Origin of the sequence: Exiguobacterium sibiricum 7-3 (assembly GCF_000620865.1) — a bacterium.
Classification (GTDB): Bacteria; Bacillota; Bacilli; order Exiguobacteriales; family Exiguobacteriaceae; genus Exiguobacterium_A; species Exiguobacterium_A sibiricum_A.
Genome location: NZ_JHZS01000005.1, coordinates 42,430 through 54,191, shown reverse-complemented (window position 1 = coordinate 54,191; position 11,762 = coordinate 42,430). Strand labels below are relative to the sequence as shown.

Below are 11,762 nucleotides of genomic sequence, written 5' to 3'. Positions count from 1 at the left end.
AAAATCAAACGAATGGTACCTAAGTTTTTTTTTATATAAAATGAGATGTCTTATCCAGGAAGTAAAGCCAGACCTAATTATTTGTACCCACTGTTTCCCTTCCCATCTTTTAAATCTTCTAAAAGAAAATCACTTGTGTGAAATACCAGTCATCAATGCCTATACGGATTTCTTCGTTAATCAAGCTTGGGGGAAACATCAAATCGACTATCACTTTCTTCCGAATCAGGAAACGAAACGGCGTTTGCACGACGAATTTGGAATTCACAATCACCGCATGTTCGTGACCGGGATTCCGGTTCATCCGGAAATCTTAAAGGGTTCACACAAAAGAGCTCATACAGGACGCATGAAAATATTAATTGCAGGTGGGAATAGCGGGCTTGGAGATTTAGGGTCACTGCTGCAACAGGTTAAGTATTGTATTCATACCGATTTTTATGTCTTATGTGGAAACAACAAAAAACTGTTTCGTGATATCACTTCTTGGCACTCCGACCATATCACGCCTATTGCTTATGTTTCTTCAAGACGTGTGATGAATAAATTATACGAAGAAATGGATGCCCTTATTACAAAACCAGGAGGCGTGACAATCAGTGAGGCCATCGAAAAAAGGATTCCCGTCTTCGTACACGGCGCCCTCCCTGGTCAAGAGGAAATCAACCTAAAATTTTTAATCAATCAACACCTCGTCTTTCGATTTGATACAAAAAAATCGTTAGATGAGATATTAGCGAACACGTTAAAAAACCCAATTGTCATGAAGGAATGGAACTCAGCTCTAGTCACTTATCAAAACGATCGCATTGATGCTCCCCAAACATTTATAGCGGAGTTCGTTCAACTTCTGTTAGAAAAGGGGACATTCTAATAAAGAAATTAGCCAAAGCATACGGCATATGAAGATACTATGGGTGAGGAGCGGTTAAAATGCGTACTATGATGACACGCTTTTGTCTTGTGATCCTTTTTTTTTATGGTGTACTACCTTATCTTCTTTCACGTGGATTTGGTTGGAAAGTAATCAAAAAAAGCACCCATCTTTCAGAGGTTGCTTTAACATTCGATGATGGACCGAATCCACTGTATACACCAATGCTACTCGATATTCTAAAGAAATATAATGTGAAAGCTACCTTTTTTGTATTAGGGTACAAGGCACAACTTTATCCGGATATCATCAAAAAAATTCATGATGAAGGACATCAGATTGGGATTCATAACGAGGCACATCTACCAAATTGGTCCATGCGTCCAAAAACGGTGCAGAAAGGTGTGGAAAGAACTTCTCAGCTCATCTATTCATTAATAGGTGAACGAGCAACAGTCTATCGACCACCTTGGGGTATGTTGAATGCATATGATTTATTGAAGAAAACTCCTTACACAATCGTACTCTGGTCTTTAATGGCAGAGGATTGGCGAATAGCAGGTGGAATACCAAAGATAGTGTCACACCTTTTGAAGAGCAAAGGAGGGGATATCATTTTATTGCATGATTGTGGAAAGACGTTTGGTGCTCAAGAGATGGCACCGATGAACACAATACAAGCGTTAGACATCGTATTACCAGAATTGCAGGATCGAGGACTCCAGTTCGTGAAACTAGATAAATGGATAGCGAAAGATCCGCGAATATGTCGGACTGATACGATGGGTTAATTCATTGGATTTCGTACGAATACCGTTAGCATGTTAGCAAGTATAGATTAGTCCAATGAATTAATCTATACTTGCGAAGTCTTAATTCAACGGTTCTATTACTATAAGGAGCGATTGAGGAGTGAAATCCCCCTGGTGATCTGTACCAGATGTCGTGACAAATTAAAAAGTTAGGTTACTTTTAAAGAATGATTCCTGTATCGAACAGGAATCATTCTTTTATGAAATCGACTTTCGAAAGACCCAATTAGACTGTCCCCAAAAATTGAGTCCGGTATACAGAATCATTCCAATCAAGATGGCTCCCGTTTCCTGCAGATGTGGAAAGAAATAATATACTCCCCATAAGCTGATGCGATAGGCAAGTATATAACTTAGCAGCACGACAATCAGGAAGCGAATCCAGTAGGTCCAGCCACCTGCTTCTTGACGGAACGTGAACCGACGATTCAGCATGTAACTGACCCACACACCACACGCATTTCCGATTGCCGTCGCCACCCAGTACCCCGTATGAGCGACATGAAAGCAAAATAAGGTAATCGTAAGACCGACCAATGTATTCAGAATACCGACGAGTAGAAATCGAAACAGCGTTATCATTCTCTTTTCTCCTCGATGACATATCGGGGACGTCGTTTCACTTCCCGATAAATTTTCCCGATATATTCGCCCACGAGTCCGATTCCAAATAATTGAAGCCCTCCGATGAACCAGATTGACATCATCAAGGAGGTCCAACCATCCATCGTTTCACCCTCATATCTACGATATAATGCATAGCAAACGAACCCTGCCGAGACGACCAACATGAAGAGCGACAATAGAAACAAGAGTTTGATGGGACGGACACTGAAGGAGGTTACACCATCCCATGCAAGCGCCAACATCTTTCGCAGCGGGTATTTTGATTCACCAGCTTGTCGGGGATTACGGGTATATGTCACTTCTGTCGTCCGAAAACCGAGCGATGGAACAAGCCCGCGGAGGAAAAGGTTTCGCTCCGGGTAGGAACAGAGCGTTTCGACTGCACGTCTGCTCATCAGGCGATAATCTGCATGGTTGTAAACCGTCTCGACTCCAAGCCAATCGATAAATCGGTAAAATCCTTGGGCCGTAGAACGCTTGAACCAGCTGTCACTTTTTCGATCCTCTCGTACACCATACACGATATCATTTCCTTGTGCGAAGCATCCCAGGAACTGTTCAATCACCTTTACATCATCTTGAAGATCGGCGTCCATTGATACGATACAATCTGCGGTCGCATGTCCTTCCATGAGTCCAGCGAACAACGCATTTTGATGTCCAACATTATGGGCAAGCTTCAATCCCCGGAATCGTGCATCCTTAGCATGGGCACGCTCGATTTGTAACCATGTGTCGTCATGGCTTCCATCATCGACGAACAGAACGAAGGAATCCTTCGAAATCAGTCTCTCCTCCTTCCAATCTTCAAGGAAGCGGCCCATCACCTGAATCGTCAGTGGTAAAACCTCTGTCTCGTTATAACAAGGAATAATTATCCCTAAGGTAGGGATTGTCGTCATCGTCATAAAAATACCCCTTCCCAATTATGATTACTTCATGTTTTTTGATGGTGCTTGGATTCGATACAGCCGAATCTTCCATGCCGACTGCCGATTCTGGAACGTCTTCTCATAGCGTAGTCCGGTGGCTTCCGCATTTTGAATCGGTACGGCGGACAAGACATACGTCGCACCAATCCGTTTCAACTGTGTCGCATCGATGGATAAATGACGGATTGGTACCTGATGATGCTTCGTAAATTCATATTCCTTCTCGAGCTCTGAAGAGAACAAGTAAACGCGATTTCCCCATGTATCAAAATAGTGTTGGAGCATCTTACTTTTATCCAATTCTCCCCTAATGACTTTCCGGAAGGACGCTTTATAACTCAGTGGATAAAAGTTGACGTAACCATCGACGGTACGCATGCCGTTGTATTGTGCGATGGCAGGATGCATCCCAATCGAGGCGACTTGATAATTCTTCGTCGGTCGGTCGATATAGCGTTTGATGTCATCGAACTGGGCCGTCGCATAGAACGCTTCGTATGATGGATGATGACGATAAACAAACTCCGGATTCCATGTGAGTAGAATGGCTGTTTGTGCGGTGAGCAATACTAGTGCAATTTTTCGTTTTGATATCTTCCATAACCAGTCGAGCATCAAGAAGAACAAGCCGTACCACACCATCGGCTGCAAGAAATGAAATCGCGAGAAGTTAAAGGTCCGCATAAGGGACACCTGTTGCTTCAGTGGATTCCACCCGTCATAGAACCAAAACGCATACCAAAGCGATAAGCCAAGCAAAAACCAAATCAAAGAGCGAATCGGCTTCGATTCTTCCTCTCGTTTCCGAAAAACGATGACTCCGAAGACGAGCAATGTCAGTAGAATGACTGGCGATTGTGCTGCCCGGTCATGCGTATGCCCCAGCACCAGGTGCTTGAAGAACAGACGGATAGTTGCCCAGAAACCGTTGCTTCCAATCTCGAAATCATTCCGACTCGTAGGTTCTTCTTCCCATAACATCGAATAGACCAATCGATATTCAATCAGTAAGTACAGGATGACTTGTGTACAATAGGCAAGCCAAAAACGACCATGGAAATGGCGCCCCCGTATCTCTTTGATGACGTGATAGATGGCGAGCGTCGCCAAGAAGAAGAATATCCCTAGTACGAAGCTTGAATAGAACGGGACGAGTAACAGGACGAGGACATTCGCCTTCTTCCGTCTTCCCTTCCAGATGTTCCAATATGCCCATAATAAGAGGGGCATCCCAAGCGTGCTCAACATGCCGGATGGCCAAAACGGTGTCCAAGAAAACAGGACAGCGACCCATAGTGCATAGGAATGAGGTATGACTGTCTTCCCATGATCGCGCAATAATAAATACATGCCTAGAAAAGCAAAGATACGGACCAACAATTGACTGATGACGTACGCCGTATAGGGGGGGAACCATTGGTATAACCAGACGATGCCCGTGAAACTGCTGACGAAGGCGTTCCTTGAGACGACCCCGTTCAATAGATCAGGAACGTTCGCATGAAGACCTGTAAAAAGCGTGTTCGTATCGATTAATGTCTTGTACCAGACGATGTTTGAATCTAAATTGTCATGAATTCGGATATGTGCCTGTTCTCCTAAAAGAATCATGGGCAGGATATATACACAAGCCGCTAAGATTCCAATTAGGATACGTGTTCTTTCTTTCACCATCTCACTCCCTAATTTTGATGCATAAACAATCATATGTTCATCAAAAGGATACGATACATCTTTCCTTTTTATTCAAGCGTTTGTTCCATTCTGATGCCTACTCCATCGGAGTGGATGAGTCTTTTTAGTTCATCCATCCAAGTTAGCTAGTTCAACCTGTATCAAAAATGACTAAAAATATACATGATTTTAAGATAGTATTTCCACGTAAGAATTTCCAAAAATCTGGTCACCTTCGTACTGAATACCAAAAGTTAGTATCATCATAATATAAGAATGGAAACAAATGGAGGGATAACTTGAGAATCACATAATGTAATTGCTATTAAAAGTCAAAAGACATCTCCTATATACTTTAAGAGATGTCTTTTGAGTCTATTTTATTTTGCAAACACTTGATCTTTTTTAGTAGCCGTCAAATACGTTACTAGCCCTAAAATCGTACAAAGGAATAAGATGCTCGTACCTACAGTACCAAGTCCTAGTCCTCCATTCTTATGCGATTGTGACAAGAAATCTCCCAAAGATGCACCAAGAGGACGTGTTAGAATATAGACCATCCAAAAAGCAACAACGCTATTTAACTTGAATGCATAATACCCTATCGTAATTGCGATGATCATAAGAGCGAAAATGATACCGGATAGAGCATATCCTAGTCCTAAGCCTTCAGACAATAAATCCCCTGCTGCTGTACCTAATGCAAACGTAAAGAGAATCGCCGTCCAATAAAAAATCTCTCTTTTCATCGTGAAGATTGAATGGATGGATAACGTACGCTCGCTGATATACCATGCACTGAAGGCGACAATCGTGGCAATGGCAAAAATGACAGTGGTCGTGACGAGTGATACTCCATAGTTATCGACTAAATTGTCTGTGAACAGTGTTCCTACAACGCTAATCAATACGACGGTCAACCAATACACCCACGGTACGTACTGACGCTTTTTAAACTGTAGATAGAGCGTCCCCATCAGAAGGACCGTCATAATAATGGTCGTATTCGACAATCCCCAATGTAAATTAAAGTTTAAAAAATCAGCTGCAGTTTCGCCTACTGTCGTCGCCATGATTTTTATGATCCAGAAAAAAATCGTCACTTCAGGTACTTTGTTCAACAAGCTTCTTGTCATCGTTTCGTCTTCGACATTTAAAATAGTGGTCTGAGTTTCTTCGAACCTTTTCATTCGTCTTTCCTCCTCTTCTTTAGTCAGTAACTGTTTCGATAGGCTAACTATAAAAGAGAAAGATGAGCGAGAAATGAATTTAAAATGAAATTTTTTTCAGAATGGGTACGTCATCTTTTTTAGAAGAGAATATCATAGTTAGAGATTATTCACTTTTTATAAGTGGTATGGATATGCTGACTTTCGTCCACTCATTAAAGACGCTATCTATCTCTAATGTGCCTTTATACTGCGTGAGCAGAACGTTAGCAATCGACAACCCCAGACCACTTCCTCCGTGCTTCCGACTTCTCGCTTTGTCGACGCGGTAAAACCGATCCATGACATGAGGGAGTTCTTCTTCAGGAATTCCGACTCCCACATCCTTCACTTCAATCACTAGCCGATCATTGGCAGTGAGTAAGCTGATGCTTACGTTTTTTTCTTCCTTGGAATATTTGATCGCATTGTCTAATAAAATGACCACAACTTGTTCAAGATGATTTTTAGAGATGTTCACACGAAAGTGATTCTTGAATGTACAATTTATGGAAAAGCTTGCGTCTTTGTGGAGTAACTTAAAATTTTCGACGATATTTTGAAATATGCCAGTTAATTCTTCAGAGGTTAGTGATTTTGATACAGAAGGTGTTTCATCTACCCTCGATAAAATGACCAACTCTGAAACGAGACGGATCAAGCGATTCGTTTCATTTAAGCTCAACTCGATGGAACGCTCAAGCACTTGAGGATCCTCTTTTCCCCAACGCTTGATGAGTGATAAATGTCCATGAATGACCGATAGCGGCGTCTTCAGTTCGTGCGAAGCATCTTCCACGAACTGTTTTTGTTGGATGAATGATTTTTCGATGTCGGTCATCAAATCGTTGAATACGATTCCCAGTTCTGAGATCTCATCTTTTTGCTCGCTGATGGGTAACCGCTTATCGATGCCTTCACCTTTAATTTGTTTTAAGGATTGAATCATTGTATTGATTGGCTTCAACAGTTGAAAGGCAATGATTCGTCCACCAACAAAACTTAGCAGAATCGCTACCACGCCTGTACTGACGACTAATGCTAGAAGTTGGTCAATGAGACTATCGAATCCTTCCACATTGCGGATGATTTCAACGGTTCCTTGGAACTCACCCACCGTAAGTGGTTTCCGATAAATGAGAACTGTTTCATTCGTAATCTTTTTTTCAATCAATTCAGATCGTGTCATGAATGTTGCGGGCACCCACTTTTTAGGAATCCCATCCGTGATAGTAAACACCACGTGCCCATCTTCTCGTACCAGACGAATCATTTGATCCTGCTCATTCAAAACCTTGAGATATTTTTGTCGTTCTGAAATATTCTCGGCTGAGTCAGATTCTTGAATATATGCTACAACTTCATCCATCCGTTTTTGAAGTGAGCTTTTTTCATGCACCATAATCCAATTTTGAACTAAAAAATACTGTAGCATTGTGTATATGAAAAATAAGATAAGTAATATGGATGCTGCCCATAACGTTAACTTTCCATTGATTTTCAAATTTCGTTTGGTATTTTTCATTGTCGCATCACATATCCTAATCCGCGAATGGTCTGAATGTACTCTTCTTTATTTGAAGCATTGAGTTTATTCCTAAGGTGTCGTATGTAGACATCTACGACATTGGTTTCTGCTTCACTCTCATATCCCCAAATGTGATCCAAAATGACTTCTCGTGTAAGTACACGATCCCTATTCTTCATGAGCATGAACAATAAATCATATTCTTTCTTCGTCAGCTCAATGATTTCATCTTCTTTGTGTAATAATCGAGATTCAATATTCAAATCAAGATTCTTAAACTTTATTGAATACGCGTCTAGTTCAACCTTTTTTTCGTTTCTTCTCACGATTACTCTGATCCGAGCCAATAGTTCTTCAATCGCAAATGGCTTCGACACATAGTCATCTGCTCCATTATCGAGCCCCATGACCCGATCCATCACACTATCTCTGGCAGTAATCATGATGATTGGTATGTCTTTCACTGATTTCACTCGTCGACATACTTCTACCCCATTCAATTTTGGCAACATCAAATCGAGTAATATAATATCCCAACTGTTATTAAGTGCTAATTCTAATCCTTGCCTACCATCCGATGCTACAGTGACTTGATATCCTTCATGGCTAAGTTCTAAGTCTATAAATTCGGATAATCCTTCCTCGTCTTCGATAACTAGAATCTTCATCTGATTTAATTTCCTCCTGAATGGATTATTTTTTATACGAAGAAGAGTATTCAACCTGTATAAAATAAGAATTCTTGTTCTTAAAATAACATTTTTTAACTGTCTAAAAACTCTTCTTTAGTTTTTTATAAAAATAAGACTAAGTCACCCACTCCGTAAGAAGCTCGGACCCAGTCTTCAGATTTTTCTCTACTCTTTCGCTATATCCTCTTTCTTGGATTGTGGATGGCCTACAGTTAGTTGGACATAGGACGAAAGTAAATGTGATCAAGAATAATCAACAAAAATACTCGGTATCAGTAATGTGCAACGTCCTCCAATTACCAAGAAGTACATTTTTATTATGAATCCAGGCAACGACCATTGGTCGATGATGTGGTGGAAGCCATACTTGAAATTTTCCGATGCAGTCGCGGAAGCCACGTTAAAAATCATCAAGACAGAGTTTGTCAAAAAACGAGTGTTCTCGAGTTTGACGGAGCTGGAACGCGAGTTCCAGGATTACGTAAATGGGTTCAACCACCTTCGCATACACGGTACATTGAATTATCAAAGCTCCGTTCGCTACAAGCAATCACTCCTTAAGAAAATTGTCTAGTTTAGTGTTTATAATCCAGCAACAGCTATCACACTGCCTGATCCACTCACATCATTTCCTATACAAAGAGGAGCAAGACACTAGTTATCCATCCATCTCCCCATAAAAAAAGGACACCACCAACGCCGTTAAATGAACATCTATCGGGACTCCATTTACTGTCAGAAGATTCGATAAGAGGAATGCACACATCCAACATAGAGTATTTACCCGTTTTCCCATATACTATCCTCTGTATATTTTTATATCAATCGACCGTTTTATATAATTCATTTATAAGTATTTTTAAACTATAATTAAATGGTACTTACTTAATTAATTAAAAGGAGACTACACAATGTTAAATATTAAATCATTCTTAGACTCTCATGGAGAAGACTACGAACTAACACGAGGCGGACAGGATCTAGGTGTTGTTAGAGGATTGAAGAATACAGAAAAGGGAAGTAATCAAAAATTCGTCGGTTTCGTACCGGAAGTAGATATTCAAGTAGGAGATTGGTTAGAAGGTAAAGTAACGAAAAATGTATTTTATATTCGGGATATTACTTCTGATATTGTTAATGGGGAAGTTTTTCAAAAAAAATGTTTCTTCTTAACAAAGGTTGAATATGAAGAAAAAAAAGCACGAGAACGACCTGCTCAATCAATAGTGTATAACCTTAATGGCGCCAACACTCGAGTCAATAATCATTCGACAGATCATTCAATGAATGTAGTAAACGCCTCGAATCATGAAGTATTCGATGAAATAAAAAAAATTCTTAGTGAAAACGTTAATGATCAAGACGAGTTACGTGAGTTAAGAATATTAGTAAACAATATGGAAAGCACTCAAAATACTTCTGCTTTCACTCAGGCATACCAAAAATTTGTAACAAGTGCTGCTAATCACATTACAATTCTCACTCCTTTTATTCCTGCATTAACTCAGATGATTACATCGTAAGTAATTTAGTATTATGAAATATGAAATGCGCGTGATTATTAATCCTGATTAGTGGATATATTGTTATTAAGAGAAGCTATTGCAGGTTGTTAATAAAGGCGAGAAATGATGGTGTTTTATAAATTGAACACAATCGAATTGATGATTACTTCTTTTTGGAGTATCGTCATTTGTCCTGTAATCTATACCATTATTTCTACACGCATTCCACCGAATGATACTAAAACGAACAAACGCACAAAAAAATAACCTTTGTTGCTACCAACAGCAAAGGTTATCAAGATAAGCTTCTTTCCAGTGAAAATGCTTAAAAAACGTCGAACAATCTAGCAAATTCTCTCATGAGATCTAGTGCCCCCCACTAGATCTCATTTTTAGTTTAACCTATTATTGTATAGGTTATAAATCATATATTTTATTATGTCTTCTTACTATGAATGTTTACATATTCGATAAAAACTAAACCCACTCTCACTATTTTTTCACTCAAGATTTGTAATGGAACCAAATGAAATTAATTTCCTTTCACCCTTAAGGGAGACTATTTCTATTCTTTTTTTATATTCGTCTATTTTTTGCACATAGCCCTTAAATGTTTTTATTTCACTATCTCTACTCTCAAAATAGTGAACTGTGACCTGGTTTCCTTTAAAGAGTGCTTCTGTTAAGAATTCATCATAAATAGACAACATCTGTTCATCCAATTCCGGCATCTGGATTTTTTGCTTTTCTTTATAGTACTCGTATAACAATGCTTTATGTTCCGGCATAAGAAATGGTATCCACTTTAAGTTTCCTCGATCTTTATACATCTTGCACCCCCTTAAAAATAAGAATATATGTTCTTATAATAACCTTTTTTAACTAACTAAAAACTTTTTTATTTTTAAATGCAAATAGGACTAAGTCATCCACTTCATAAAGAAGCCTCGACTTAGTCCTATAGCTTTATCTCTCTAAATCATAATTGTTTTTGGTTACATTTGTTGAAGTGATACTTTTACTATTTATATGTGGTTTCTCAGATTGGCTCTTAAAGTGTTTGGTTACAATCACCTCTTCAAAGACTTTCTTTAGAGGTCTTCCAGTTCCATTTACTGACTCAATCGTTACTTCGAGTAATTTCTTAGAGTCTACCTTTTCCAACTGGAGAGAGTAACCCAGCTTATCTGCTACTTTTTCAATAAATATTCTCTGTGTACGTCCGTTCCCCTCTCGGAACGGATGGATCATATTAAGTTCACCATAATAATAAGCTAATTTTTCACCTATGTTATTGGACGTAATAGACTTCGAGGTGATGTCCCTATTTAGCTTTGTAACTAAATCTTCTAATGCAGCTGGTACATACAGAGCATTAGCAAACATCGTTTTTCCTTTAACGATGTTCACCGTTCTATACTCACCGGCCCAATCATATACATCCTCAAATAAGTTTTTATGAATCTTTTTTATCAAAGAAACATCTAGCTTTAAATTCGGAGTAGCTATCAATTCGTTTTGTAGTTTAATCCATCCACGAATCGTAGACCTCTTCTCTAAAATCTCCAACTTTCTAGGATCTTTTTCGCCAAATTTATTCTTCAATACACCATCTTGAGAATAAGGATCTGTGCTCAATGTGTTCCCTCCCCTTACGTGTTAGAAGATATTTCTTTTAATTTTTCATCATAGTAAGCATCAATTTCTTCAGTAGGATCTAATCCTAATGACAACATCTCTTTGATTTTTTTCACTAGATCTTCTTCTATAGGCAATCCCTCAGCTGCAGATGAAGCTAAAAAACCTGGTAATAGTTCAAGCATTTTATCGGCATTTTGGAGTTTTTTCATGTATATCTCCTCCTTGTTTTATAGTTTAATTATATCATAAATAACTACAAAACACGATTG

Annotated in this window: 13 protein-coding genes; 4 read left to right on the top strand and 9 right to left on the bottom strand. The window is 39.2% G+C overall.

Annotated elements, in window-relative coordinates; genetic code table 11:
- Together P402_RS16100 and P402_RS16095 are read left to right on the top strand one after the other, a co-directional pair.
- Positions 1-874: MGDG synthase family glycosyltransferase (locus P402_RS16100; RefSeq protein ID WP_034769484.1), on the top strand; the 874-nt coding region annotated here is incomplete at its 5' end.
- 59 nt (positions 875-933) lie between these two features.
- The gene (locus P402_RS16095) at positions 934-1,665 is read left to right on the top strand and encodes a polysaccharide deacetylase family protein (protein WP_051525099.1); all 732 of its coding nucleotides are present in this window, start codon (positions 934-936) and stop codon (positions 1,663-1,665) included.
- Positions 1,666-1,884: 219 nt separating this feature from the next.
- On the opposite strand, the gene P402_RS0100650 is transcribed toward P402_RS16095, so the two are convergent.
- From P402_RS0100650 to P402_RS0100625, 6 genes are all read right to left on the bottom strand, one after another.
- Positions 1,885-2,268, bottom strand: a complete 384-nt coding sequence (locus P402_RS0100650) for a GtrA family protein (RefSeq protein ID WP_026826977.1) — start codon at positions 2,266-2,268, stop codon at positions 1,885-1,887.
- Positions 2,265-3,221, bottom strand: a complete 957-nt coding sequence (locus P402_RS16090; protein WP_034769455.1) for a glycosyltransferase family 2 protein — start codon at positions 3,219-3,221, stop codon at positions 2,265-2,267. Before P402_RS16090 ends, P402_RS0100650 begins: the two co-directional genes overlap by 4 nt.
- A 24-nt stretch (positions 3,222-3,245) precedes the next feature.
- A complete protein-coding gene (locus P402_RS0100640) occupies positions 3,246-4,919 on the bottom strand; it encodes a DUF6044 family protein (protein ID WP_034769452.1) in 1,674 nt (557 codons plus the stop codon).
- A 380-nt stretch (positions 4,920-5,299) separates the two neighbouring features.
- On the bottom strand, positions 5,300-6,109 hold the full coding sequence (locus tag P402_RS0100635) for a membrane protein (protein WP_026826975.1): 810 nt from the start codon (positions 6,107-6,109) through the stop codon (positions 5,300-5,302).
- 145 nt (positions 6,110-6,254) lie between these two features.
- Positions 6,255-7,652: a HAMP domain-containing sensor histidine kinase gene (locus tag P402_RS0100630; protein ID WP_026826974.1), complete on the bottom strand. Its 1,398-nt coding sequence runs from the start codon at positions 7,650-7,652 to the stop codon at positions 6,255-6,257.
- Positions 7,649-8,323, bottom strand: coding sequence for a response regulator transcription factor (locus tag P402_RS0100625; protein ID WP_026826973.1), 675 nt, complete (start codon positions 8,321-8,323; stop codon positions 7,649-7,651). Before P402_RS0100625 ends, P402_RS0100630 begins: the two co-directional genes overlap by 4 nt.
- A 343-nt stretch (positions 8,324-8,666) precedes the next feature.
- On the opposite strand from P402_RS0100625, the gene P402_RS16085 reads away from it, so the two are divergent.
- Positions 8,667-8,921, top strand: coding sequence for an IS3 family transposase (locus P402_RS16085; RefSeq protein WP_026826972.1), 255 nt, complete (start codon positions 8,667-8,669; stop codon positions 8,919-8,921).
- A gap of 337 nt (positions 8,922-9,258) precedes the next feature.
- Positions 9,259-9,870: a hypothetical protein gene (locus P402_RS0100615; protein ID WP_026826971.1), complete on the top strand. Its 612-nt coding sequence runs from the start codon at positions 9,259-9,261 to the stop codon at positions 9,868-9,870.
- Positions 9,871-10,352: 482 nt separating this feature from the next.
- Here the strand turns inward: P402_RS0100615 and P402_RS0100610 are convergent, their stop codons facing one another.
- The 3 genes from P402_RS0100610 to P402_RS0100600 form a co-directional block, all read right to left on the bottom strand.
- Positions 10,353-10,682, bottom strand: coding sequence for a YolD-like family protein (locus P402_RS0100610; RefSeq protein WP_034769449.1), 330 nt, complete (start codon positions 10,680-10,682; stop codon positions 10,353-10,355).
- 136 nt (positions 10,683-10,818) lie between these two features.
- Complete coding sequence (locus tag P402_RS0100605) at positions 10,819-11,490, bottom strand: Fic/DOC family protein (protein ID WP_026826969.1); 672 nt, start codon at positions 11,488-11,490, stop codon at positions 10,819-10,821.
- 14 nt (positions 11,491-11,504) lie between these two features.
- A complete protein-coding gene (locus P402_RS0100600) occupies positions 11,505-11,702 on the bottom strand; it encodes a hypothetical protein (RefSeq protein WP_026826968.1) in 198 nt (65 codons plus the stop codon).
- Between the last annotated feature and the right edge of the window lie 60 nt (positions 11,703-11,762).

What these genes read in the sequence shown, in the direction of transcription:
- P402_RS0100625 (WP_026826973.1), bottom strand. Translation starts at nt 8,323, where the DNA reads ATGAAGATTCTAGTTATCGAAGACGAGGAAGGATTATCCGAATTTATA.
- P402_RS0100630 (WP_026826974.1), bottom strand. Translation starts at nt 7,652, where the DNA reads ATGAAAAATACCAAACGAAATTTGAAAATCAATGGAAAGTTAACGTTA.
- P402_RS0100650 (WP_026826977.1), bottom strand. Translation starts at nt 2,268, where the DNA reads ATGATAACGCTGTTTCGATTTCTACTCGTCGGTATTCTGAATACATTG.
- P402_RS16090 (WP_034769455.1), bottom strand. Translation starts at nt 3,221, where the DNA reads ATGACGATGACGACAATCCCTACCTTAGGGATAATTATTCCTTGTTAT.
- P402_RS16095 (WP_051525099.1), top strand. Translation starts at nt 934, where the DNA reads ATGCGTACTATGATGACACGCTTTTGTCTTGTGATCCTTTTTTTTTAT.
- P402_RS0100610 (WP_034769449.1), bottom strand. Translation starts at nt 10,682, where the DNA reads ATGTATAAAGATCGAGGAAACTTAAAGTGGATACCATTTCTTATGCCG.
- P402_RS0100600 (WP_026826968.1), bottom strand. Translation starts at nt 11,702, where the DNA reads ATGAAAAAACTCCAAAATGCCGATAAAATGCTTGAACTATTACCAGGT.
- P402_RS0100635 (WP_026826975.1), bottom strand. Translation starts at nt 6,109, where the DNA reads ATGAAAAGGTTCGAAGAAACTCAGACCACTATTTTAAATGTCGAAGAC.
- P402_RS0100615 (WP_026826971.1), top strand. Translation starts at nt 9,259, where the DNA reads ATGTTAAATATTAAATCATTCTTAGACTCTCATGGAGAAGACTACGAA.
- P402_RS16085 (WP_026826972.1), top strand. Translation starts at nt 8,667, where the DNA reads ATGAATCCAGGCAACGACCATTGGTCGATGATGTGGTGGAAGCCATAC.
- P402_RS0100640 (WP_034769452.1), bottom strand. Translation starts at nt 4,919, where the DNA reads ATGGTGAAAGAAAGAACACGTATCCTAATTGGAATCTTAGCGGCTTGT.